Consider the following 24,187-nt stretch of genomic DNA (forward strand, 5'->3'; position numbering starts at 1 on the left):
TGAGTGTCCATCGAGTCCACCGATCCCCGCCCGCAGGAACCCGAAGACGCGGGCGCGCCCGCCGCTCCTGCCGACGAGGCGCGCGACCGGGGCCGGATCCTCGACGAGGCGATCCTCGGTGGGCCCCGTGATCTGCCGCTCGACGAGCTCATCGAGCGCACCGGCCTCGACCTCGACTCCCTGCGCAGCTACTGGCGCGTGCTCGGGCTGCCGGTCATCGAGAACGAGACGACGTTCACCGAGGACGACGCGCGAGCGCTGCACGACACGGCGGAGATGGCGGAGCAGGAAGAGCTCTCCCGGCGGTCGCTCACGACTCTCGTGCGGTCCGTCGGTCACACGACCGAGCGGCTCGCGCTCTGGCAGGCGGAGGCGCTCGTCGAGCACATGGCCCAGCGCCACAGGCTCGACGACACGAGCGCACGACTGCTCGTGCTCGACCGCCTGCCGAGCCTCGCGCCGGTCCTCGAGGCGCAGCTCGTCCACGCCTGGCGGCGACAGCTGGCCGCGCTCGCCGGTCGGTGGGCCGTGGAGTTCTCGGGCGCTCGCGCGGTCGACGAGACCGGCGAGGGCGAGCTCCCGCTGCCCCGGGCGGTGGGCTTCGCGGACATCGTCTCCTTCACGACGCGTACCGCGAGCATGCGCTCGTCGGAGCTCTCGGACTTCGTGTCCGACTTCGAGGCCGGCGCACGTGACGTGGTGACGGCCGCCGGGGGCCGGGTGGTCAAGACGATCGGCGACGCCGTGCTCTTCATCGCCGACGACGTCGAGGCCGGTGCCGAGGTCGCGCTGGGCCTGGCGCAGGCGGGGGGCGACGGACGGACGGACGGTGTGCCGCCGGTCCGCGTGAGCCTCGTGTGGGGCAGGGTGCTCTCACGGTTCGGAGACGTGTTCGGACCATCGGTGAACCTGGCTGCGCGGCTCACGGACGAAGCGGAGCCGGGGACGGTCCTGCTCGACCCGGCGACCGCGGCGCTTCTCGCGGGTGACATGAGGTTCGCGCTCACCGGCCAACCTCCGCGCGAGGTCCAGGGGGTAGGCGCCGTCGCGCCCGTGCGCCTGCAGTGGGCGTACACCCCCGGCCCTGCCTGACCGGGCCGGGGGACCGAGCCGGGGACCGAGCCTGACGGAGCCGGGGGCCGAACCCACGGGACCGCGCCGCCGGGGAGCAGCGCGGTCCTCCTGTGGGGTCAGGCGTTGACGGGCGCCACGGGCACGTACTCGACGCGCTCGATGCGGGCGACGGTGGTCGTGGGTTGTCCGTTGCTCGATGCGTACGGACCGATCCACAGACCGAGGAACCCGCCGGCGGACACGCTGTCCAGCGTGCGGCCGTCCACGACGGCGACCTCCACCGGGGCCTGGCCCTGCGCCCCTGCGAGCAGGGTGTAGTCCTGCCCACGCGCACTGACGCTGAGCTGGACGCCGTCGCGCCCACCATCGAGGGTGACCTCTCCGACGACGGTGTCCGTGTCCCCCCGGCGGTGCACCGCGGTGACGGTGCCCGACGAGCCGAGCACGAGCCGGACATGGTCCTGCTCGGACTGGCGGACCGCGAGACCGGCCACCTCACCGTCTTCGAGGTCCGCCCGCAGGACGACGTGCACGTCCACGTCCTGGTGCTGCTGGCGCAGACCGAGGAAGGCCGGGGTGGTCCGTTCCGTCAGTGTCGCCGGCAGCAGCCGCACGTCCCAGCCGTCGCCAGCGGGCGTCGCGAACCCGGACGCCGGACCGCGCAGCGTCGTCCACCGCAGGTCGTCGGGCCGCACCACCCCGCTCGTCGTGCCCTGCGCCGCTCCGGGGATCGAGACGCCGGAGGTCCGGACCTCGACCTCGTCGGGCACCCGGCCGACACCGGGAGCGAAGACGGGCCAGCCGTCCTCCCACACGACGGGCACGAGGAACGTCTCGCGTCCGAGGTTGTAGTGGTACCCGCCGTACGGGCGCATGCCCAGCAGAACCGCCCACCAGGAGCCGTCGGGTGCTTCGACGAGGTCGGCGTGGCCGACCCCTGTCACCGTGGAGCCCTTTCCGAGGTGCCGGTGCGTGAGGACGGGGTTTCCCCTGTTCCCCTCGTACGGTCCGGTGACCGTGTCCGCCCGCGCCACCGAGATGGCGTGGTGGACGTCCGTCCCGCCCTCCGCGGCGAGGAGGTAGTACCGGCCGTCGACCTTGTAGAGGTGCGGACCCTCGGCCCACACAGCGCCGATGAGCGCCCCGGTCCAGAGCACGTGCTCCGGCCCGACGAGTGTCATGGTTGCGGGGTCGAGCTCGCGCAGCCACACCTCTGTCTGGTCGTGCCACTGCGGCTCGCGGACCAGGCGGGTGCCGTGCACCCAGACACGACCGTCGTCGTCGAAGAAGATCGACGGGTCGATCCCCGCGACCCCGAGCCACACCGGGTCGGACCACGGCCCGGCCGGGTCGGTGGCGGTCATGATGAAGTTCCCACCACCTCCGGGCGCCACCTGGTCGATGAGGGTGCACACGAGCCAGAACACCCCGTCGTGGTGCCGCAGCGTCGGCGCGTAGAGGCCACCGGACGACCGGATGCCCTCGTACGCCAGCTGGTCGGCGCGGTCGACGACGTGGCCGATCTGCTCCCAGCTCGTGAGGTCCGTGCTGCGGAACACAGGCAGACCCGGGAAGTACTCGAACGTCGACGTCACGAGGTAGTACGTGTCGTCCACCCGGCAGATCGTCGGGTCGGGGTAGCACCCCGGCAGGATGGGGTTGTGGACGACGGTCACAGCGCCTCCACCGAGATGCCGACCCACCGCGGGTCGGCCGTCGTCACGGCGTGGACCGCACCGACGAGCTCGACGGTCGCCCGCGACGTGGCCGCACCGGGGACCTCGCGACGAGCAGTCTCGACCTCGCTGTTGATCCCACCGGTCGCAGCGTCGTCGGGCAGCTCCACCGAGGAGGCCGCAGCGTGCGCGGCGACCCAGATCTCGACATCGCCGGGCTCGACGATCTTCACCATGCGACGGTCCGTGAACGCGAACCTGCTCGTGGGGACGCTGAAGGTCACCCGGCGCGAGTCGCCCGGAGCGAGCTCGACGCGGGCGTACCCGAGCAGCTGCACGGTGGGCCGCGTGATCGATCCGTGGACGTCGTGCCCGTACAGCTGGACGACGTCGGCGCCCGCCACCTCGCCCGTGTTCGTCACCGTGACGGCCGCGGTGAGCGTGCCGTCCGTGGCGACGGCGTCGTCGACGACGAGGTCGTCGTACCGGAACGTCGTGTAGGACAGGCCGAAGCCGAACGGGCGCAGCGGCGTGGAGTCCGTCGCCGTGACGTCGGACGGTCCGCCGAGGATGGGGTGCAGGTAGGAGAAGGGCTGCGACCCGGTCGAGCGGGGCAGGGACACGGGGAGCCGGCCTGACGGGTTCACCGTTCCGGTGAGCACGTCGGCGATGGCGAGCCCGCCGCCCTCACCGGGGAAGAACGCCTGGAGCACGGCTGCCGGGAGGGCGCCGGTGCCTTCGAGCGCCCAGTCGACCGCGTACGGCCGGCCGGTGAGCATGACCATGACGACGGGCGTGCCGGTCGCCAGGACGCTCTCGACGAGCTCGCGCTGCACGCCGGGGAGCTCGAGCGACTCGGAGTCGTTGCCCTCCCCGACGGTGCCGCGTCCGAAGAGCCCGGCCTGGTCACCGACGACGACGATCGCCACGTCAGCACCGGTCGCGGCCTCGACGGCGGCCGGGATGCGCGAGGTGTCCGCGTCGGCGACGGTGCAGCCCTCGGCGTGGACGATCTCGACACCCGTGAGGCCTGCGGTCTCGAACGCACCGGGCAGGGCCTCGAGAACCGTCGGGATCTCGAACCCGAGCTCGTGGTCCGGGTAGTGCGCCAGGACGTGGTTGGCGAACGAGTAGCACCCCTGGAGGGCTTCGGCGCGGGCGGCGTTCGGGCCGATCACGGCGACGCGGCGCAGCGGGGTGGCACGGGCGGCGAGCGGGAGCACGCCGTCGTTGCTCAGCAGGACGACGGACTCCTCGGCGAGGCTGCGTGCGAGCGCGCGGTGACGGGGGGAGTCGAGGTCGATCTCGTCCGCGGTGGGCGGCTCGTCCTCGAACGCGTCGGCGTCGAGGAGTCCGAGCTCTTCCTTCTGGCGCAGGGCGCGCAGGACCGCGCGGTCGACGTAGCCCTCGTCGAACTCTCCGGCGCGGATGCGCTCAGCGAGCGGCGCGAGGTACGCGTCGCCCGTGGGGAGCTCGATGTCGATGCCCGCCTCGAGCGCGAGGGCTGCGGCCTCGCCGCGGTCCTTGGCGACGGCGTGCATGACCTCGAGGAACGCGACAGCGAAGTAGTCGGCGACGACGACGCCCTCGAACCCGAGCTTCTCGCGCAGGACGGTCGTGAAGTACTCGGGGCTCGCGGCCATGGGCACGCCGTCGACGTCGGCGTAGGAGTTCATGACGGAACGTGCGCCGCCGTCGAGGATGGCCATCTCGAACGGGGGCAGGAACACGTCGGCGATCTCACGCGGTCCGGCGGAGACGGGGGCGTGGTTGCGTCCGGCCTTGGAGGAGGAGTAGCCGAGGAAGTGCTTGAGGGTCGCGTGGACGCCGGTGGACTGGAGGCCGCGGACGTAGGAGGTGCCGATCGTGCCGACGAGGTACGGGTCCTCGCCGATGCACTCGTCGACGCGGCCCCAGCGGGGGTCACGGACGACGTCGAGCACGGGAGCCAGGCCCTGGTGGATGCCGAGCTGACGCATCGACTCGCCGATGGCCTTGCCGGTCTCCTCGACGAGGTCGGGGTCGAACGACGCCCCCCAGGCGAGGGGGGTCGGGAACGTGGCGGCCTTCCAGGCGGCGAGCCCGGTGAGGCACTCCTCGTGGACGAGCGCGGGGATGCCGAGCCGGGTCTCACGCTTGAGCCGGCGCTGCTCGCCCCAGAGCCACGCGGCGCGGTCCGCGGGCTCGACGGGACGGGTGCCGTAGACGCGGGTGTAGTGGCCGAGCCCGTGGCGCGTGACCTCGAGGATCTCCTCGCTCCCGCCCTTGCCGCTGGCCATCTCACCCTGCATCGGGGCGACGACGTTGCCACCCTGGTCGAGCCAGTAGCCGACGATCTGGGCGAGCTTCTCCTCGAGGGTCATCTGTGCGTGCAGGTCGTGCACACGTTGGGACACCTCGGGCATTGCGGGGATGGTCACGGTTTCGTCTCCTTCGACGGGACTGGGAAAGCTGGTGGAGGCAGGGGAATGCAGCGAGCGGCGCCCCTCCCGGGGAGGAGCGCCGCTCACGGGGGTGGTGCTGGACGTCCGGGCTGGTGTCAGCCCTTGACGGCGCCGGTGAGTCCACCGACGATGCGACGCTCGAACAGCGAGAAGAACACGAGCGCGGGGATCATCGACAAGGACGTGAACGCGAGGACCGACGCGGTGTCGACCGAGTACTGCGAGGCGAACGACTGGACACCGAGGGGCACGGTGTACATGGCCTCGTCGTTGAGGATGAACAGGGGCAGCATGTAGCTGTTCCAGCTCGCCACGAACGCGAGGATGCCGACGGTCACCACGCCGGGGAGCGACAGCGGGATGACCATGCGGAAGAAGAACCCGAGCCGACTCGCTCCGTCGATCGCTGCAGCCTCTTCCAGCTCCTTGGGGATCGCCCGGAGGAACGGCACGAGGATGATGATCGTCGTCGGCAGCGCGAACGCGATCTGCGGCAGGATGATGCCCCAGAGGGTGTTCATGAGGCCCAGCTCACGGATGAGGATGTAGAGCGGGGTGATCGCGACGGTCATCGGGAACATGAGTCCCGCGGCGAACAGCGAGTACATCGCGCCGCTGGCCTTGAAGTCGTACCGGGCGATGACGTAGCTCGCCATGACACCCAGGACGACGACGCCGAGCGTCGTGAGGATCCCGACGAACGCCGAGTTGCCCATCTGCTGCCAGAAGATCGAGTTGGCGAGCACGTCGGCGTAGTTGCCGAACTGCCAGGGGCTGGGGAATCCCGACGGGTCGAGCGTGATCTGCGAGTTCGTCCGGAAGCCACCGAGGACGATGAACAGGACGGGCGCGAGGCACACGCCGACGAACACGTAGGCCACGAGGTAGGTGTACCAGCGGGCGTTGCTCAGGCCGGAGTTCTTCTTCCGGAGCTTGACGGGTTGCTTGGTCGGCGGGGGAGAGACCGCGATCGCTGCCATCACTTCTTCCTTTCGGTCAGCGCGCCGGCCATGTCGCGGCGGAGCACGAAGCGCTGGTAGACGAGCGCGATGACGAGGGAGATGAGGAACAGGACGACGGCGACGGCGTTGCCGTACCCGTAGTTCCCGGACATGCGTCCCTCGGCGACCATGTAGATGGCCATCGTCGACGTGCCGGCCGTGGCCGAGACGTACTGGCCCCAGATGATGTAGACGAGGTCGAACAGCTGGAGCGATCCGATGATCGACAGGAACGCCCAGATGCGGATCGTCGGGCCGAGCAGGGGGATCGTGATGCTCCGCTGCATCTGCCAGTAGGACGCGCCGTCGATCGCGGCGGCCTCGAAGAGCTCTTCGGGGATGCTCTGCAGACCTGCGAGGAAGAGGATCACGGCGAAGCCGATGTACTTCCACGAGATGATGAGCATGAGCGACCAGATGGCCACCTTGGGGTCAGAGAGCCACTCGACGGTGCTGTCTTCGAGCCCCATCTTGATGAGCAGGTCGTTGATCGCACCGTTGGTCTGGAGCATGAGGCCCCAGCCGGTCCCGACGATGACCTCGGAGATCACGTAGGGGACGAAGATGAGCACCCGGATGATGGAGCGTCCGCGCATCTTCTGGTTGATGAGCAGTGCCAGCGCGATCGCGACGGGTCCCTGGATCACCAGGGACGCGATGACGATGAAGCCGTTGTTGAGGACTGCCTCGTGGAAGGCGGAGTCCTTGAAGATGATGAGGTAGTTGTCGAACCCGACGAAGTCCGTCGGAGCTCCGAAACCCTTCCACTTGTAGAAGCCGTAGTAGGCGGCCATCACCACGGGGAAGATGACGAACGCGAGGAAGACGATGATGGCGGGGCCCGAGAGCAGTGCGATCTCGGCGTGCTTGCGCCAGTCGGTCTTCTTGCGCCGCCGTGGCGCGGTGGCGGGGGCCGGAGTGGTCTTCGCACCGTCCCCCACCACCGAACGACCCCCAGGCGGGATGGTCAGTGATGCTTGTGAGTTCTCGCCCAGGGAGTCGCTCATGGTCGTCGACTATCCCTTGGCCGCGGCGTCGTTGAGAGCCGTGACGATGCCGGCAGCGTCACCGTCACCAGCGAGCATCTCGACGACAGCCTGGTTGAGCGCGTTGCCGACGTTCTGGCCGAGAGCCGAGTCGAGCCACAGCGCGACGTACGGAGCCTCGTTGTACGCCTCGAGGATCGAGACGAGAGCCGGGTCCTGGACGACGCCCTGCGCCGCGGTGTTGGCGGGCACGGTGTGGAACGCCGTGGCGTAGCCCTCCTGGTTCTCCTTCGACATCGCGAAGTTGAGGAAGTCAGCGCACTCCTTCGGGGCCTGCGCGGAGCAGGAGAACCCGTCGACGCCGCCCATGAGGGCCTTGGGGTCACCCTCGCCACCCTCGACCGCGGGGAACGGGAACCACTTGAGGTCGGGGAGCGGCTGCTTCTCCGGCGTCAGGTCGGCGGTCACACCGATGTTCCAGGCGCCCATGAGCTCCATGCCGGCCTGGTAGTTGGCGAGGAGGCCTGCCGACGAACCTGCGTCGCCCTGGGCGGACGTCGTGAGGAAGCCGGAGTTGAAGGGCTCCGTCTCGGCGAATGCCTCGAGGTTCTCGCCGGCCGTGGTCCAGCACGGGTCCGAGAAGTCGAGCTCGCCGGCCGCTTCGAAGGTGTCCTGCGAGCAGGCGCGCAGCGCGAAGAAGTAGTACCAGTGCGCGGCGGGCCATGCGTCCTTGGCACCGAGGGCGATGGGCTCGATGCCCGCCGTGTCGAGTGCGTCGGTGACCGTGACGAGCTCGTCGATGGTCGTGGGTGCGGCCGTGACGCCGGCCTGGTCGTAGAGCTTCTGCGTGTAGTACATGCCACCCGGGAGGATCGCCATCGGCATGCCGTAGATCTTCTCGTCGACCGTGAACGCGGAGAACGCGGTCTCGGGGACCTCGGAGCTCACCGTGTCGTCGATGAGGCCCGTGAGGTCCATGACCTGTCCGGCCTCGACCACGTCGGCGAGCTTGCCGCCGCCGCGTGCCATGAAGATGTCCGGCGCATCGCCCGAGTTGAGGGCGGTCTGGAGCTTGCCGTCCATCTCCTCGTTCTGGATGGACTGGATCTTGATGGTCACACCGTCGTTCTCGGCCTCGAAGGCCTTGGCGGTCTTCTCCCAGTACTCCTTGCCGGGGCCGGTGGTGGAGTTGTGCCAGAACGTCATGGTGACGCCGTCACCATCGCCCGATCCACCCTCGTCACCGCCCGAACATCCGGAGGCCAGGAGAGCAACGCTCGTGCCGAGCGCAACCGCCGCGCCCAGAAATTTCCTCGTCATCGTGAATCCCTTCGTCATCGTTGACGTCGCGACAGAAGTCTGCCGAAGCAAGGTTCGCTCGGCGGTGAGACGAAGTCAAACCGTTTTCGATAACGTTTTCGTCACAGGGCCCGATGAGCAGCTCGCGCCTGTCCGAGACAGGTCACGTCGTGGATCCAGCTCCCGCACGACGACGCGTCGACAGGCACGGCGCTGCCTGGTCGAGGGGATAGTCTCATCACGTGAATCCCGACGCCGGCTCCACCGCGCCTCCGAGTGTGCTCGGAGGGCGCGTGACGATCAACGACGTCGCGCGCGCCGCAGGGGTGTCCGTGGCGACGGTGTCGAAGGTCATCAACAGCCGGTACGGGGTGGCCCCGGCCACGTCTGAGCGTGTCCTGGGGGTCGTCGCAGAGCTCGGGTACGAGTCTTCGCTCGTCGCCAGCTCGCTGCGGCGGCGCACCACCAACGTCATCGGCATCCTCGTGGCGGAGTTCGAGCCCTTCTCCACCGAGCTGCTCAAGGGTGTGTCCGGGGCACTGCTCGGTACGGGCTACGAGCTCCTGGCCTATGCGGGCTCGCTCTCGGACAACCAGGTCGGTTGGGAGAGGCGGTCGCTCTCCCGCCTGGCGGGGACCCTCATCGACGCTGCGGTCATCGTCACACCCACCGTGCTCTCGCCCGCGGCCTCGATCCCCGTGGTCGCCATCGACCCGCACACCGGCCCGACGGGCCACACGACCATCGACTCCGACAACGCCGGGGGCGGCCGGGCCGCGACGCAGCACCTCATCGACCTCGGTCACCGGCGCATCGGACATGTCCAGGGCCGTGCCGACCTCGCATCGGCCGTGCTTCGTGAGTCCGGGTACCGGGAGGCCCTGGCGGGAGCGGGGATCGCGTTCGACCCTGATCTCGTGCGCCACGGCGGGTACAGCCCCGCGATGACGACCGAGGCCGCCCGGGAGCTCCTCACGCTCCGTGACCGACCGACGGCCCTGTTCGCGGCGAACGACCTGTCGGCGATCAGGACGGTGGAGGTCGCGCAGCAGCTCGGACTACGGGTGCCCCAGGACGTGTCGGTCATCGGGTTCGACAACATCCCGGAGGCGGCCAACTGCTCGCCGCCCCTGACGACCGTCGCGCAGCCGCTCCAGCAGATGGGCGCGGAGGCGGTGAGCATGCTTCTCGACCTGCTCGGAGGGCGCGACCGCGAGCAGCACGTGCGGCTCCCGGCGCGGCTCGTCGTCCGCGCGACGACCGCCCTCGCCCCCGCCTGACCGCTCGCCCGGATCAGCCCGGGAGCGGCACTGGATCGATGAGGTGGGGCCCCTGGGTGCCGACCCGGTTGACCTCTGTGCTCACCGGGCGGAGCTCGAGCTCGGGCGAGGGGCCCTGCAGCGCGGCGACGGCGTCGCGGGCCGATACGGCGGGGTCGAGCCACTCGTCCCACTCCTCGGGCGCGAGGGCCAGCGGGCGGCGCTCGTGCAGCGCTGCGAGCGTGCCGGAGGCTGCTCCCGTGATGATGGTCGTCGTGACGAGCCACCGGGCAGGGTCGTCGTCGGGCAGGGAGTGGTCGCGCCAGAACTCGTAGAGTCCGGCGAACGCGAGGACCTCGTCGTCGGGCGGATGGATGTAGAAGGGCTGCTTGACCTGCCGACGCGCCGAACCCGGTTGCGCCCGGTGCCACTCGTAGTAGCCGTCGGCCACGACGAGGCAGCGGCGCCTCTCGGCCGCACGTGCGAACGACGGCTTGTCGAGGAGGGACTCGGACCGGGCGTTGATGAGGCGTGCGCCCCCGGAAGGGTCCTTCGACCATGACGGGACGAGCCCCCAGCGGGCCAGCCGCAGCGACCGCACCGGCGCGTCGGATGCTGTGTCGCGTTCGACGACGATCCGGACCGGGTCGGTGGGGGCGACGTTCCACGACGGGGGGAGCGCAGCGACGTCCTCGTCGACGACAGGCAGGACGTCCTGGATGCCGCGCCGGACCGCGAACGCGTCGGCAAGGTCCTGGGCCTGTCGGAAGGAGGCGTAGCGTCCGCACATCCCTCCAGACTGCCCGCACAGGATCGCCCGCGCCACACGGTCACGTCGGCGGCCGTGCTGCCGATGAGAGGTGCAGAACACCCCCGCGTAAGGAGGCAGCCGTGAGCAAGCATGGGATGCGGTCCGTCTGTGTGACGGCAGCCGTCGTGTTCGTCCTCGTCGCCCCGCTGACGTCGTGGGCTGCGATCGGCAGCCTCGCGCGGCAGCCCGCCGGGGGGTATGTGGAGGGCGCGACGCGGACCCTCGAGCTGCCCTCCGAGCCGGGCGCCGTCCTGAGCCCCGAGCAGGCGGGGGTGCTCCCGCAGGGTGAGATGGCCTACGAGCTGGACGACGGGGCGACCGTCCTCGTCCGAGCGGACGAGCGGTTGCCGGAGGTCGTCAGCGAGGAGGTGAGCGAGCAGGCGGCGCGCCTCGCGGAGCTGCCCGCGGACTCCCAGGCCCGGGCGGAGGCGGAGGACCTCGCGGACCGGGTGAGCGACGAGACGGGCAAGAACGTCATCATCGTCTTCCGTTCCGGCGAGCAGCCGGGGGACGCGGTGACGTGGCAGCACACGCGCGAGGGCGAGGCGGACGTCGTCGCGTCGTCGGACATCAGGGCTGTGTCGGAGCGGCTGCAGGCGTGGATCGACAGACAGCCGAACGCCGAGACGTTCGAGGTCATCCTCCCGGGTTGACGAAGATCACTTTCCCGATCGTCCCAGCGCGCGCGCGGTGCCCGATCGAATCGTTATGATCTTTCGGTGACAGAAGCCGCCAGGACCCCTGAGCAGACCCCGAGGCACCGCCCGGGCATCAAGTACGTCCTCATGCTCGGTGCGCTCGCCGCGCTCCCCGCGATCACCACCGACATGTATCTGCCGTCGCTCCCGGCAGTCGCCGCCGACCTCGGAGCCAGCCAGTCCGCCACGCAGTTCACCCTCTCCGGGATGCTCATCGGCGGGGCGTTCGGGCAGCTCGTCATCGGACCGTTCTCGGACAGGTACGGGCGCAGGCTCCCGCTCTTCATCGGGATCTCGCTGCACGTGCTCACGTCGCTCCTGTGCTCGGTCGCGCAGAACATCGACACCCTCATCGCGCTGCGCATCGCCCAGGGATTCTTCAACGCCGCGGCCGGCGTCGTGGCCATCGCGGTCATCCGCGACCGGTTCGTCGGGTCGGACGCCGCGCGCCTGCTGTCCCGCCTCATGCTCGTCATCGGTGTGGCGCCCCTGTTCGCGCCGACCATCGGTGGTGCCATCGCCAACACGTGGCAGTGGCGGGCCGTCTTCTACGCACTCGCCATCATCGGTGTGGTGCTCGTGCTCATCGTCTGGCGATTCATGCCGGAGAGCCTGCCGACCGAACGCCGCCGTATCGCCGGGCCCCGTGGCATCGCCGGTGGCTACTGGACGCTGCTCCGGGACCGGCACTTCATGGCGCTCGCCGTCATCCCCGGGCTCGGCATGGCCGTGATCATGAGCTACGTCGTGGGGTCACCCTTCGTCTTCCAGGACGGGTTCGGGCTGAGCGAGGGGGAGTTCGCTCGGGTGTTCGCCTTCAACGGCGTCGCGCTCGTGCTCTCGGCGCAGCTCAACGCGTCGCTCGTGCGCAAGGTCGCGCCCATCCGGATCCTGCGTGTCGCCGTGATCGTGCAGCTCGTCCTGGCGCTGGTCCTTCTCGCCGTCGTGCTCACGGGCGCCGGGGGACTGTGGGGGATGGTGGCCGCGCTGTGGCTCGTCCTGGGCACGCAGGGACTCATCCCCGCGAACGCGTCCGTGCTCGCCCTGGGCGGGTACGGCCACATGGCCGGGACCGCGGCCGCGATGCTCGGTGCGCTCCAGGCCGGCGTCGCCGGGGCCGTGAGCCCTCTCGTCGGTGTCCTCGGGGGCGACGGACCCGCGATGGTGACCGTGATGATCGGCAGCGTCGTGCTCACCGTGCTCGTCCTCGCGGCCGCGACACCTGCGTACCGCAAAGGTGGATGGCACGCGTTGGAGGCACGGGGCGAGGGCAAGACTGTGTCTGTCTGACGGCGGGGTCGTCCGTCACCCGTCCGTCGGGCGGGAGGATGCCGGCAGACAGGTCAGGCCTGCGCGACGCGCACCGTGACCTCGTGCCACCCGCTCGCACCGTCCGGTGCAGGAGGGGCGGTCGTCCGGGTCTGCACCTCACCGGTGCCGTCCGTGGCCCGGACGCGCAGCGTGTGCTCGCCCGCTGGGGCCTCCCACGCGTAGGTCCACTGCCGCCAGGTGTCGATGCCTGCCTCGTCCGCGAGGGTCGCGGGCGTCCAGTCGCCGTCGTCCACCTGGACCTCCACGCCGGTGATGCCCCGGTGCTGAGCAAAAGCGATGCCTCCGACGGCGACGGGCCCGGCAGTGAGCTCGCTGGTCCTGCGGGGCACGTCGATGCGTGACGCCGTCTTCACGGGGCCCAGGGCCGTCCAGCCCCGCGGCGTCCAGTAGCCCATGTCCTCGGCGAACGTCGTCACCTTGAGCTCCGTGACCCACTTCGTCGCCGAGACGTAGCCGTACAGGCCGGGAACGACCATCCGCACGGGGAACCCGTGCTGGACGGGGAGCGGCTCGTCGTTCATGCCGACGGCGAGCAGGGCGTCCCGGTCGTCCGTGAGGACCTCGAGCGGCGTGCCGGCCGTGAAGCCGTCGATGCTGCGGGACAGCACCATGTCTGCGCCGGGCAGCGGTACGGCCCGCGCGAGCACCTCGCGGATCGGCAGCCCGAGCCACTTGGCGTTGCCGACGAGGTCGCCGCCGACCGTGTTGGACACGCAGGCGAGCGTCACCCACGCCTCGACGAGGTCGGCGGCGAGGAGCTCGTCGAAGGTGATCTCGACCTCGTTCTCGACCATGCCGTGCACGCGCAGGGTCCACGTCGCGGGGTCGACCTGGGGGACGACGAGCGCCGTGTCGATGCGGTAGAACTCGCCGTTCGGTGTCGTGAAGGGCGCCACGCCGGGGGCGGTCGACTGCACGCCCGCGGGCAGCGGGGCGGCGGGGCGCGTCGCCGCAGGCAGACGCAGGGCCGTCCGCGCCGAGTCGACGGCCCGGCGGGTCCGGCCGACCACCTGGCTGGCTGCGCCGGCGAGGACCGCGACAGCACCTGTCAGCACGGCGGCCCGCAGGAAGCTCCGCCGCGACGCGCCGTCTGACGCAGGAGGGGACGTGGGCAGCCGGGTGACGAGCGCGCGGAGGGCGAGCATCCCGCACACGGTCCCGACGAGCGTGGGCAGGGCGTCCGTCGCGCTCGCGCCCGGACGGCTGAGCACCGCGGCAAGTCCGATGGCTCCCAGCGTGACGACGAGCCCGAGCGCGACGGGCAGGCGGCGCCGTGCGACGAGGCCGATCGCTGCGCCTGCGGCGACGCCGACGAGAGCCATCCCGACGAACAGCGCGAGCTTGTCGGCGGTCCCGAAAACGGAGATCGCCGCGTTCTTGAGCCACGCGGGCGTGCGGTCGACGAACGCTCCGCCGACCGCGACGACGGGGTTGGACGCCGGGCTGAACGCCACCGAGGCGAGCGCCGCGACGGCGATCGTCAGCGCGCAGGAGAGGATGCCGGCGAGAGCCGCAGGACCGCGCGTCGACGGTGAGTCGTGACGGGGAGGGGCGGTCGGCGCCGGTGCCGGGGGAGCGGACATCCGCTCAGTATCCTCGCGGTCGCTGTGATCCGCCGGGGGAGGGGTGACCGGGAGTCTCGGGGCGGGCTCAGGCGCGTGATCCCCGGCCCTCCCAGGTACTTGACGCTTCACCTCTCGCGATCGCGCGTGCGGGTCTATTTTCCTTCCATGACTGACTCAGCCAGCCCCTCGACAGCGACCGATGGTGATGCGTCCACCGCTGACCGGGACGGGGGCGGTGAGACGAAGCTCAAGCGCAAGATCACCGGCCCCCTGCTCTACCTGTTCATCCTCGGGGACGTCCTCGGAGCGGGCATCTACGCGCTCATGGGCACCCTGGCCGCCGAGTCCGGTGGAGCGCTGTGGGCGCCCCTGCTCTTCGCGCTGTTCCTCGCGCTGCTCACGGCGGGCTCCTATGCCGAGCTGGTGACGAAGTACCCGAAGGCCGGGGGTGCAGCCGTGTTCGCGGAGCGTGCCTTCAAGCCGTCGATCATCTCCTTCCTCGTCGGGTTCGTCATGCTCGCCGCGGGCGTGGTGAGCGCCGCCGCGCTCTCGCTGGCCTTCGCGGGCGAGTACCTCTCGACGTTCGTCGACGTCCCGACGATCCCCGCGGCGATGGTCTTCCTCGTCCTCGTGGCGTGCCTCAACGCGCGGGGTATCAGCGAGTCCGTGAAGAGCAACGTCGTCATGACGATCATCGAGGTGTCGGGCCTCGTCATCGTCGTCGTCGTGGTCGCGATCATGCTGTCCGACGGCGGTGGTGACGTCTCCCGGATCGGTGAGTTCCCGCAAGGCGTGAACCCGGCGGTGGCGACGTTGAGCGGCGCGATCATCGCCTACTACTCGTTCGTCGGCTTCGAGACCTCGGCGAACGTCGCCGAGGAGGTCCGGCACCCGAGCAAGGTCTACCCGATGGCGCTGTTCGGGTCCCTGGCCACGGCCGGCGTCGTGTACATCCTCGTCGGGCTCGCCAGCTCGATCGCCCTGCCACCCGAGGAGCTGGCGGAGTCGACCGGGCCACTCCTCGCGGTCGTCGAGGCCACCGGGGTCGGCCTGCCGAGCTGGTTGTTCAGCCTCATCGCCCTCATCGCCGTCGCCAACGGCGCTCTGCTGACGATGATCATGTCCTCCCGCGTGACCTACGGGATGGCGGAGCAGCACCTCCTGCCGAGCGTCCTGGGCAAGGTGCTGCCGAACCGGCGCACCCCGTGGACGGCGATCGTCTCGACGACGGTCGTCGCGATGCTCCTCACGCTCCTCGGCGACGTGGGGACGCTCGCCGAGACGGTCGTGCTCCTGCTGCTGTTCGTCTTCATCTCCGTCAACGTCGCGGTGCTCGTCCTGCGCAAGGACCGCGTCGACCACGAGCACTACCAGGTGTGGACGGTCGTGCCGTACCTCGGGGTGGCGTCGTGCATCCTGCTGCTTGCGAAGCAGAGCTGGGAGGTGTGGCTCTACGGGTTGGTGCTCGTCGCGGTGGGCATCGTCCTCTACCTCGGGGCGAAGGCCACGACCCGGGGGAGCTCGTCGTCTGCCGGTCGTACCGATGGGTGACGGGCGACCGGGCCGAGGGAACGGGGATGGTGAGGACTCCCCCTCCCGCAGCCCCCGCCGGTGCCCTAGGGTGCCGCTATGACGAGGAGATTCCAGCGCCGCCGCAGGCAGCCCGTCCGCAACGTCTTCCGCTTCGTCGGCAACTGCTGCGTATCTGTCCTGGAGTTCATCGCAAGCTGAGGCGGTCCTCGCCCTGCGAGGACGGCAAGGGGGTGCCCGTGGCGACGTTCGCGTTGGTCCACGGTGCTGGCTCGACGGCGTGGGACTGGCATCTCGTCGTCCCGTTGCTCGAGGAGCGCGGCCACCGGCCGGTGGCCGTCGACCTCCCCACCGAGGATGACGCGGCCGAGCTGGGCGACTGTGCGCGGGTTGTCGCCGACGCCGTGGCGGGGTGCGACGACGTCGTCGTGGTCGGCCACTCGCTCGGCGGGTTCACCGCGCCGCTCGTGTGCGACCTCGTGGGTGCGGTGGGGCTCGTCTTCCTCGCGGCGATGATCCCGCGGGTGGGGGAGACCGTGGAGGAGTGGTGGGCGGCGACGGGTCATGGCAGCGAGAATGTCGACCTTGACGCGGATGACACCTTCTACGCCGGCGTCCCCGAGAAGCTGGTCGTGGAGGCGCGGGCGCGCGGGAGGGACCAGCGGGGGGCGTGGCTCTCACGGCCCTGGCCGGGTCCCTGGCCGGCGGACGTCGCAACCGCAGGAGTCGTCTGTCGCGACGATCGGCTCTTCCCTGCGGACTTCATGGCGCGGCAGGTGAGGGAGAGGGTGCGGGTGGAGCCTGACGAGATCCCCGGTGGGCACTACGTGGCGCTCAGCCATCCCCGTGCGGTGTCGGACATCCTCGACACGATGGCGCGCCGCTTCGACCTCTAGGTCCAGGGAGGATCCTGAGGACGTGACGTACGTCACGCAACCGACGGTGGCTCTCTAGTGGCGAATTGCTAAAATCGTGGTACTGGTGCGCGAGGGTCGCGGACCTGATCGTGGGTGTGAGTCGACCACCCGCGCCGTCCCCGACCCCTTCCAGCGGTCGCTCCGACGGAAATGCGCCGTGAGCGGTGCTCCGAGCGGATCGTGGTCGCGCCCCTGACCAACGACGTGCGTCGGATGACGCACGCCCACCGAAGGAAGGAGCAGGACATGAACCCGACCCCCTCGACCACCCCCGAGCAGGAGCGCGAGAAGCGCCGCCGGCGCGCGGCTCTTGTCCGCTTCGGCTTCGCGGGTGTCGCGGTACTGGGTGTCGGCGCTGCCCTCACGAGCGCGACGTGGACCGACGACGCGTGGTTCGCCGGGAGCGCCAGCGCCGTCGAGAAGGTCGAGCTGCAGGCGAGCCTCGACGGGGCCTCGTGGGTCGACGCCGACGTCGTCGGTGACGCCGTGCAGATTCCCGTGACCGAGTTCGCCGACCTCAACCAGGGTGCGGTCGAGCAGGTCACGCTGCACCTGAGGAACGCCAGCAGCGTGCCGCTGACGCTCGGCGACGCAACCGTGACGACGGACGGAGACACCGCCGCCGAGGGCATCTTCGGTGGCTCCGCGCCCGCGACGGCCACGATCATCGAGCCTGCGGTCGGCGAGATGGCGCCCGACGCCACCGCCACCGTGACGCTGCAGGTCACCACGCCGGACGACTGGCCCGCCGACTACCAGGGCAAGACCGGGACGGTGACGGTCCAGTTCACCGGAGTTTCCTGACCGGTACCCGACGACGGTGGCGCCGCAGCCCCCTGCGGCGCCACCACCCCCGGGGGTGATGCCCAGTGCGCATCCTGCGCACCGCTGCCGACGTCCTCGTCTGGACCCTCGCGGTCCTCGGGGTCGTCAGCCTGAGCGTGTGGGGGGCGACGTCGCTCGGGCTCATCAAGCCGCTCGTCGTCATCTCCGGCTCCATGGAGCCGGGCATCATGACGGGCGACCTGCTCGTCGCGACACGCGTCCCGATCGACGAGGTCGAGGTGGGGGACGTGCTGTCCCTGCCGAGCCCGTCGACGGGGGTCACCGTCACCCACCGCGTGATCGACGTCGCGCAGCAGTCCGACGGCTCGTGGCACGTCCACATGCAGGGGGACGCCAACGACAGCCCGGACAGCGGCGCCTACGTCGTCACCGACGACACCGTCCTGGCCCCGCGCTGGCGGATCGCCGGTGCCGGGGAGGCGATCGAGCGGCTGACAGCACCCGGCACCGCGGTGCCGCTGGCAGTCGCGCTCGTCTCGCTCCTCGCGCTGAGCCTGCTGCCAGCCCCGGGCCGCGACCCTGACCACCATCTTGACCCTCCGAGAACGCAGGAGGATGCCGCATGCGAACCTCCACAGGAGGACGCCGAACGCGACGCACCCGTCGCGTCGTCACGTCCGGCCTCGTAGCCGCGACGACCGTCATGAGTGCGGCCGTGCCGGCCACCGCCGCGCTCACCGACGCAGCTCCGGGCACGGACCCCGCGTCCGTCGAGGTCGTTCCCGTGACGTTCGACCTCGTCGACCTCGTCCCCGGTGAGATCCGGTCCCGGGACATCGTCGTGCATGTGCTCGATGACGCGACGATCACGTCCGTCCGGCTCGACAGCGACGGCGCCCCCACCCTGCCGTGGGCCGCGCAGCTGTGCGGCCCGGACGGGGGGTGCCGCCCGCTCGACACCACCCTCGTCGGCACCGCCATGCCCCGCGGGGACTGGACCGTGACCGTGACCGTGACGGCCGCGCCCGACCTGCAGCCGGGGGACAGGTCGACGGTGTCCGGCCACGTCGTCCTGCAGGGCGGGGACGTGTCCGTCGACGACGGTGGTGCCTCGCCGGGTTCCCGGCCGGGGGCCGATGCCGGGGGCGTCGGGGGCAGCTCGGCAGCAGCAGGCGAGGTGACTGTCGGCGAACGTGCCGGCGAACGTGCCGGCGAGAGCGCCGGTGAACGTGCCGGCAAACGTGCTGGCGAGAGCGCCGGCGCGTCCGCGCCCGCCCGTCGGTCCGACCTTGCCATGACCGGGTCGGAGCTGTTGTCCGTGCTCGCCCTCGCGCTCGCCGTGACGGCGACCGGTGCGTGGCTCGTCACCGCTGCCCGGCGACGCCATGACCACGACTCGACACAGGAAGGGGGGAGCGCATGATCCGCGCCGTGATGCGACGACGCATCGTCGCCACCATGGGGCTGCTCCTGACGGTCGCGCTCGTGGTCGGTGCCGCTGCGAGAACCACGACCGCACAGTGGGCAGACCCGTCGACCTTCGCCGCGCAGGTGAGCAGTGGTACGTGGAAGAAGGCTGAAGGGTGCGAGGTCCTCGACATCGCGACCGGTGCCGTGGTCGACAGCTGCGGGGTCGGCGACGTGCGCATCCTCACCGAGTGGGCGTCCCTCTTCGAGGACGGCTATGTCACCGAGGGAAGCATGCAGTTCGAGGTCGACCTCATCGGGTACACGCCCGAGCCCGGGCGGCAGGCGCGGGTGACCGTGGACCTGTCGCGCCTGCCCAGCCAGTACCAGTGGAACTGGCAGACCGGCCAGCTCTACATGTACAGCGGTGAGCAGCTCGACTGGACCGAGGCGCCCGTGCTCACGTTCCTCACTCGTGAGCACACCGGCTCGCCGCAGCAAGGGCAGTTCATGGTCACCACCGTCGGTTGACGGCCGACGGTGGTGCCGTCCGGCGATCGGCGCCGGCTGCCGGCGGATCGGGCACAGCATCCGGCGGGCCGGAGGAGAGGCGGCGGTACGCGCTCGCGGTGAACCCGAGGACGTGCCGGAAGTCCGCGGCGAGGTGCGCCTGGTCGGCGTACCCGAGCTCCGCGGCGACCTCGGCGATCGGCACGTCCGGGTCGTCCCGCACCCTCTGCGCCGCTTCCTGGAGCCGGTACCGCCGGATGACCGTGAGGGGAGACAGGCCCACGTAGCGGTCCGCGAGGCGCTGCAGGCTCCGGGTCGAGATCCCCAGGTGCCGGGCCACCTGGTCCACCCGGACGATCGAGCGGTCGGTGGCGACGAGGTCCTCCATCGCGTTGGCGAGGGCGCCGGCGCTGTCAGGTGGGTCGAGCCGCTCCGTCGCCCATGCCGCGTAGGCATCGATCGCGCGGGCGCGCCCGGCCGCCTCGTCGGCGTCGTGCATCGCGGACGTGACGGGAGAGAAGAGCCCGGGCACGGGGAACGGGAGCTCCGCGTCGCGGATGGCTCGGAGGCTGGCGTGCAGCTGCGCGGCGCCCGCAGGGCGGAGCAGGGCGCCGACCGCCCACCCGGACCCGGTGAGGTCGCGGTGCGATGCGCAGGTGGTCGGGCCTGCGAGGGCGACCCCGCTCGTCTCGACGACGAGGTTCGACGCCGGGAAGGGCAGGACCTCCTGTCGTGACGTCCTGCCGGGGGCGACGTCCCACCGGGGGACCCAGAACCACCGGACGAGGCCCTCGAGCTCCGGGGGAGCCGGCTGGCGGTGGAACGTGGGGAGCCGGGTGGGGTAGAGGATGCCGCGCGCGTCGTCCGTCATCGGAGCCTCCTGCGGCAGGTGTCGCGAATCTTCAAGCGGTGCGCCCGTCCGGCCCCTAGGGTCGAACCATGACGAACAACGACGAAGCGCAGCGTGGTGTCACGGGTCAGCACACTACCGACGGGGTACCGCACGGCTCTACCAGTCTGACGCCGTTCCTCGCCATCGCGGATGCCGCGGGGGCGGTCGAGTTCTACCGCTCGGTGTTCGGCGCTCGGGTCGTGGACGTCACGGAGATGGGCGGGGTGGTGGTCCATGCCGACCTCGACCTCGGGAACGGTCATCTGCAGCTCGGGGAACCGTCACCCGACTACGGGCTCGTCCCTGCTCCGGCCGGCGACGCCGACTGCTACTCGCTAGCCCTGTACTGCAACGACACGGACGCCCTCGTCGGGCGGGCTGTGGAGGCTGGCGCGACGGTCCGCGAGCCGGTGAGCACGTTCGTCACCGGCGACCGGTACGCCTCCATCCGTGACCCGTTCGGGGTGCGTTGGTCGATCATGTCCCGGGTCGACGACCTGTCTGAGGCCGAGAGCGCGGCCCGGGTCGCGGCGTGGGCCGCGGCGCAGGAGACGCCCGACCAGTGACGTCGGACGAGCCCGGACCGCCCGGCGGGCCCGTGCACTGGGCGCGTGAGGTGTGCCTGTCGTTGCCGAGCGCAACGACGGACACGCCCTTCGGGCCCGACACCGAGGTGTTCCGCATCCATCGCAAGCTCTTCGCGCTCCTCACCGAGGTGCCACGGTTCGCCCCGTTCCCGATCCTCAACCTCAAGGCCGATCCGGACGAGCTGCCGCACCTCGTCCGGGCGCACGAGTGGATCCTGCCCGGCTGGCACCAGGACAAGCGGCACTGGGTGTCCGTGGTCCTCGGGCCTGACCTCGACGTCGAGCTCGCCGCCGACCTCATCGAGGACTCGTATGACCTCGTCGTGCTCGGGCTGCCGGCGCGGCTGCGGCCGGTGACGCACGGGCGGTTGCCGAGGCCCAGCGACACTAGCCCCGAGAGTCCCGGCGAGTGAGCCTGGGGTGAGAGTTATCCACAGTCCCCTTCGGGGCGGGTAAGGAGCGGTTAGTCTCTGTCGCGAGCGCGGTGACCGATTCGCGCTGATTGCCGCCTTGGGTCGGTGCTGGGGACCGCCGAGCCAGCAGGAGCGGCTGTCGCGACGGCCCGGACGAGCGACGAGGCGGGGGGACACAGGGCGTGGATGGTGTGGCGATTCTGGAGTCCGAGGTGCGTGAACTCGTGCGCCGCAGGGGTTGGATCCTCCGCGGGACGTGGCGGCCTATGACTCGCGGTCGATGCTCGGTGTGGTGCCGACGTTGGTGGACACATCGTCGGCGACGAAGTCCGTCATGGACGCGGTAGCGGGTTGGGGCCGTTGCAGAAGTACCCCGACGATCCGGAGGTCGAGGAGATCTGGATCAACGCACGGTCGCGAATTGTATAACGTCTCTATCAAACAATGGTTGTGTCGCGCGAACCCTCGGTCTTCGCGGAGACTCTCCAGATTTCGCGGCCGGGAGATTCAGCCGTCGTCGATGGATGCCTCACCTTCGCCAGAGGCAGCCGTCGCCGATGCAAGCCACTGTCCGATCTTCTCGATCAGGAGCTCCTGACCGTCAGGTCGAGTCAAGGACATCAAGTTGAGGGGCAGTGCGGTCAGTTCTATGTCCTGACCGCCAAGTTTCGATGAAACCCGCCAGACTGTCGGTTCGCGGTCCTGCGCAACCGGGTACGTGAGCGACACACGAGTACAACCCAGGACGTGCCCAGCCGTCAGCACTTGGTACGTGTCCGACGACTGCGGGCGGGTCCCGAGCACCTTGTACTTCGAGTCGGTTACGGCAACGGGGCCACCCTCGGCGTCGCGAAACACGACGTCGGGGATGGTTTCCAGCCGGCGGCCACGCCCAGACACAAGCGTCCCAAACTCGATCGAATGCTTGCTGACGTGCTCACCCCGCTTGCTGGCCGCGCGCCCGCAAAGCCAGTAAACGTAGTTCTCATAGATCGTGTCGGACTTCCACAAGAAGCCGGAGAGCGCGTGCTTGCCGAGAGCGTGATGGACGCCAGCGCCTTCGAGCAACAGTTGGCCAACCACCTTGGCCGCTTCCAATCCGCGATGCTGTGTCCCGAGCTCGATCCGTTGCGCGTCGAGGAGGTGCGGCGGCTGCCGCCCAACGTGCGATAACTCCGCTTCGATTTCCCGCAGAGCACGTGCCCGCCCTGGAGCTTTCACGGTGGCGGCAAGGCACTCTGCGGCCCAGCGCAGGAGCCGAGCCAGCGGCGTATCGTCCGTAAGCAAGTCCGCGACGTATGGAACCTCCCAAGGAGTGGCGATCCACTCACTCAAGCGCGAGAGATCCAACGCGCCACGGAGCGCGGGTCCTGATGCCTGCTCCGATAGATAGCCACGTGGCAGTCCACGGGCACCGCCTCTCGCATAGGAGGCCAAGAATATCTCGGCGAGCAGGTCAGGCATTGAGAGCGAATCGGACTCGTGCGCAGTGGTCATCGTGTCATCGACGTGACCGCCTTCGACGACCGAGAGAATCCGCCAAAGCACGGTCTGCCAACTTCCCACGGCTGTGCTGAGAAACTTCGGTGCAATCTCGATGTCCGTCTGCCCGACGCGAACGACGCCGGTGACCGCCTCGGCCCGAAGCTTCACCTGTCCATTCCCGAGATCGTCAACGCGAATCGGGTCATCACGCAGGTTCAATGCTCGTTTCCAGCGCACATTGGCCTCGGCAAGTGCCTGCAGGTCAATCTCTTCGATGCTGCGCACCGCTGGCACGCCGTACTCCTGGAGAGCCACGCGCCGCGGTGCGCTCAGCGTGTAAGCCACCTGAATGACCGCTTGATGACATCATTTTCCAACTCGCTGACCCGGATCGGTGCAAGTGCCCGAGCGGCAGCTGTACCCGCCTTCGAGGTGCGCAGAGCCCATGCAAACTTACCGTTTGCCGGCGGAGTGTCGACGTGGAGGAGGTCCATCAACTGCTCCGGGCGTCCCGAGTACCTATCCTCGAGCTGAGGGAATAGAACGTCGTCCCACGTTTTGGCCAAACTCCGCCAGGCATCCTGTTCCGGAACAGGATGCTCTGACCCGTCGGAACCCGTCTCCGTGGCCGAGATTGGGGTCAAAAGGCCGTGCCCCAGTTCAAACTCTGAGCCGAGGTCGGATGCAATGACCACGTTGAGTCGATCCAACAGCAAGTAAGCGGTCTGGAATGGGTCGAGCGTCTCCCAGTTGATGTTACTAGGCGTTGGAATCAAGGTGGCATCGATGCCCCAGTGATCGGCGAGAACGTCGAGGTTGGGCCGCATCTCGATGCGGTCGAATCGTCGTGCCAGAGCACTGTCGATCGGTACCGCCGCGCGATCGACGCTGTTCATAGTAGCGACTACATAAACGTGCTTGGGAAAAACGAAGCCCTCGGGGAGGCTGGCCGGAGCGCCACCCGGCCTGCGAATTTCTTCGCTTTCACCTTCGCTGAATGCCAACTGCCGCAGGGGAAGAGGTAGAGGAACTTCCCCTTCGTCACGGTAATCAAAATCGAGGAACGTCATGAATTCTCCGAAGATCCGCGCGGCATTACCCCGGTTGATCTCGTCAATGAAGATCACGACCGATTCATATTTGGAATCCTCGTCCGAGAGTTCAAGAGCGGCATCTAGGAACACGCCCGCCCACGGCTCGAGGCGCGTTTCCCCGCCGGACATTGCGGGTCGAAGGCCAAGGACAAAATCCTCGTAGCCGTAGGACTGGTGGAAGGTGGTCCAAACGACTTTGGCGGGCTGAGGGATCGTGATCTTCTGCTTCGGCCGGCTGAAAGGAGTGTCTGCATCGCTGGGATCGAGCAGGATTCCCCGAGTGCTCGGCGGAGGCTCCTGCAGCGCTTGGAACAACTGGCTGATCAGTCTCGTCTTGCCGGTTGCTGGCGGCCCGTAAAGGAGCACGTTCCTTCCCTGCCCCCATGAGGCGAAGATGTCATTGATCTTGTCAGCCATGTGC

At 69.6% G+C, this 24,187-nt stretch carries 22 protein-coding genes; 12 read left to right on the plus strand and 10 right to left on the minus strand.

What is annotated here, in order from left to right; genetic code table 11:
• Positions 1-3: 3 nt before the first annotated feature.
• A complete protein-coding gene (locus AC2AXK_RS09475) occupies positions 4-1,092 on the plus strand; it encodes an adenylate/guanylate cyclase domain-containing protein (protein ID WP_484345121.1) in 1,089 nt (362 codons plus the stop codon).
• Positions 1,093-1,190: 98 nt separating this feature from the next.
• Here AC2AXK_RS09475 and AC2AXK_RS09480 read toward each other — a convergent pair whose 3' ends face one another.
• The 5 genes from AC2AXK_RS09480 to AC2AXK_RS09500 all read right to left on the minus strand — a co-directional run bounded on the left by AC2AXK_RS09480 (position 1,191) and on the right by AC2AXK_RS09500 (position 8,501).
• Positions 1,191-2,750: a glycoside hydrolase family 43 protein gene (locus AC2AXK_RS09480; protein WP_484345122.1), complete on the minus strand. Its 1,560-nt coding sequence runs from the start codon at positions 2,748-2,750 to the stop codon at positions 1,191-1,193.
• Positions 2,747-5,155: a beta-xylosidase/alpha-l-arabinosidase gene (locus tag AC2AXK_RS09485; protein ID WP_484345408.1), complete on the minus strand. Its 2,409-nt coding sequence runs from the start codon at positions 5,153-5,155 to the stop codon at positions 2,747-2,749. Before AC2AXK_RS09485 ends, AC2AXK_RS09480 begins: the two co-directional genes overlap by 4 nt.
• Positions 5,156-5,289: 134 nt before the next feature.
• The gene (locus tag AC2AXK_RS09490) at positions 5,290-6,174 is read right to left on the minus strand and encodes a carbohydrate ABC transporter permease (protein WP_484345123.1); all 885 of its coding nucleotides are present in this window, start codon (positions 6,172-6,174) and stop codon (positions 5,290-5,292) included.
• Entirely contained in the window at positions 6,174-7,202 is a 1,029-nt protein-coding gene (locus AC2AXK_RS09495) for a carbohydrate ABC transporter permease (protein WP_484345124.1), read from the minus strand. Before AC2AXK_RS09495 ends, AC2AXK_RS09490 begins: the two co-directional genes overlap by 1 nt.
• 9 nt (positions 7,203-7,211) lie before the next feature.
• Positions 7,212-8,501, minus strand: coding sequence for an ABC transporter substrate-binding protein (locus AC2AXK_RS09500; RefSeq protein WP_484345125.1), 1,290 nt, complete (start codon positions 8,499-8,501; stop codon positions 7,212-7,214).
• 221 nt (positions 8,502-8,722) lie between these two features.
• On the opposite strand from AC2AXK_RS09500, the gene AC2AXK_RS09505 reads away from it, so the two are divergent.
• Positions 8,723-9,760: a LacI family DNA-binding transcriptional regulator gene (locus tag AC2AXK_RS09505; RefSeq protein WP_484345126.1), complete on the plus strand. Its 1,038-nt coding sequence runs from the start codon at positions 8,723-8,725 to the stop codon at positions 9,758-9,760.
• Between the two features lie 13 nt (positions 9,761-9,773).
• On the opposite strand, the gene AC2AXK_RS09510 is transcribed toward AC2AXK_RS09505, so the two are convergent.
• Complete coding sequence (locus AC2AXK_RS09510; RefSeq protein ID WP_484345127.1) at positions 9,774-10,529, minus strand: SOS response-associated peptidase; 756 nt, start codon at positions 10,527-10,529, stop codon at positions 9,774-9,776.
• A 101-nt stretch (positions 10,530-10,630) separates the two neighbouring features.
• On the opposite strand from AC2AXK_RS09510, the gene AC2AXK_RS09515 reads away from it, so the two are divergent.
• Positions 10,631-11,203 (plus strand): hypothetical protein, encoded by a 573-nt coding sequence (locus tag AC2AXK_RS09515; RefSeq protein WP_484345128.1) that lies wholly within the window; start codon positions 10,631-10,633, stop codon positions 11,201-11,203.
• Between the two features lie 66 nt (positions 11,204-11,269).
• Positions 11,270-12,538 (plus strand): multidrug effflux MFS transporter, encoded by a 1,269-nt coding sequence (locus AC2AXK_RS09520; protein ID WP_484345129.1) that lies wholly within the window; start codon positions 11,270-11,272, stop codon positions 12,536-12,538.
• Positions 12,539-12,591: 53 nt separating this feature from the next.
• On the opposite strand, the gene AC2AXK_RS09525 is transcribed toward AC2AXK_RS09520, so the two are convergent.
• Positions 12,592-14,163 (minus strand): molybdopterin-dependent oxidoreductase, encoded by a 1,572-nt coding sequence (locus AC2AXK_RS09525; RefSeq protein WP_484345130.1) that lies wholly within the window; start codon positions 14,161-14,163, stop codon positions 12,592-12,594.
• A gap of 147 nt (positions 14,164-14,310) precedes the next feature.
• Here AC2AXK_RS09525 and AC2AXK_RS09530 point away from each other — a divergent pair, with 147 nt between their 5' ends.
• The 6 genes from AC2AXK_RS09530 (at position 14,311) to AC2AXK_RS09555 (ending at position 19,316) form a co-directional block, all read left to right on the plus strand.
• Positions 14,311-15,696: an APC family permease gene (locus tag AC2AXK_RS09530; RefSeq protein ID WP_484345131.1), complete on the plus strand. Its 1,386-nt coding sequence runs from the start codon at positions 14,311-14,313 to the stop codon at positions 15,694-15,696.
• A gap of 218 nt (positions 15,697-15,914) precedes the next feature.
• Positions 15,915-16,571: an alpha/beta fold hydrolase gene (locus AC2AXK_RS09535; RefSeq protein ID WP_484345132.1), complete on the plus strand. Its 657-nt coding sequence runs from the start codon at positions 15,915-15,917 to the stop codon at positions 16,569-16,571.
• Positions 16,572-16,838: 267 nt separating this feature from the next.
• Entirely contained in the window at positions 16,839-17,396 is a 558-nt protein-coding gene (locus AC2AXK_RS09540; RefSeq protein ID WP_484345133.1) for a hypothetical protein, read from the plus strand.
• A gap of 65 nt (positions 17,397-17,461) precedes the next feature.
• Entirely contained in the window at positions 17,462-18,067 is a 606-nt protein-coding gene (locus tag AC2AXK_RS09545) for a signal peptidase I (RefSeq protein ID WP_484345134.1), read from the plus strand.
• Positions 18,001-18,801 carry a hypothetical protein gene (locus AC2AXK_RS09550; RefSeq protein ID WP_484345135.1) on the plus strand — a complete coding sequence of 267 codons (801 nt, stop codon included), beginning with the start codon at positions 18,001-18,003 and terminating at the stop codon, positions 18,799-18,801. Before AC2AXK_RS09545 ends, AC2AXK_RS09550 begins: the two co-directional genes overlap by 67 nt.
• Entirely contained in the window at positions 18,798-19,316 is a 519-nt protein-coding gene (locus AC2AXK_RS09555; protein WP_484345136.1) for a hypothetical protein, read from the plus strand. Before AC2AXK_RS09550 ends, AC2AXK_RS09555 begins: the two co-directional genes overlap by 4 nt.
• On the opposite strand, the gene AC2AXK_RS09560 is transcribed toward AC2AXK_RS09555, so the two are convergent.
• Positions 19,300-20,166 carry a helix-turn-helix domain-containing protein gene (locus AC2AXK_RS09560; RefSeq protein WP_484345137.1) on the minus strand — a complete coding sequence of 289 codons (867 nt, stop codon included), beginning with the start codon at positions 20,164-20,166 and terminating at the stop codon, positions 19,300-19,302. The genes AC2AXK_RS09555 and AC2AXK_RS09560 overlap by 17 nt on opposite strands.
• Before the next feature lie 68 nt (positions 20,167-20,234).
• Between AC2AXK_RS09560 and AC2AXK_RS09565 the strand changes: the two genes are divergently transcribed.
• Both AC2AXK_RS09565 and AC2AXK_RS09570 read left to right on the plus strand, forming a co-directional pair.
• Positions 20,235-20,753, plus strand: coding sequence for a VOC family protein (locus AC2AXK_RS09565; protein ID WP_484345138.1), 519 nt, complete (start codon positions 20,235-20,237; stop codon positions 20,751-20,753).
• Positions 20,750-21,187, plus strand: a complete 438-nt coding sequence (locus AC2AXK_RS09570) for an MmcQ/YjbR family DNA-binding protein (RefSeq protein WP_484345139.1) — start codon at positions 20,750-20,752, stop codon at positions 21,185-21,187. Before AC2AXK_RS09565 ends, AC2AXK_RS09570 begins: the two co-directional genes overlap by 4 nt.
• 507 nt (positions 21,188-21,694) lie before the next feature.
• On the opposite strand, the gene AC2AXK_RS09575 is transcribed toward AC2AXK_RS09570, so the two are convergent.
• Positions 21,695-22,966 carry a 5-methylcytosine restriction system specificity protein McrC gene (locus AC2AXK_RS09575; RefSeq protein WP_484345140.1) on the minus strand — a complete coding sequence of 424 codons (1,272 nt, stop codon included), beginning with the start codon at positions 22,964-22,966 and terminating at the stop codon, positions 21,695-21,697.
• A 35-nt stretch (positions 22,967-23,001) separates the two neighbouring features.
• Positions 23,002-24,183 carry an AAA family ATPase gene (locus AC2AXK_RS09580; RefSeq protein ID WP_484345141.1) on the minus strand — a complete coding sequence of 394 codons (1,182 nt, stop codon included), beginning with the start codon at positions 24,181-24,183 and terminating at the stop codon, positions 23,002-23,004.
• Positions 24,184-24,187: the final 4 nt, after the last annotated feature.

It is taken from the genome of Sanguibacter sp. Z6_81, assembly GCF_057180625.1.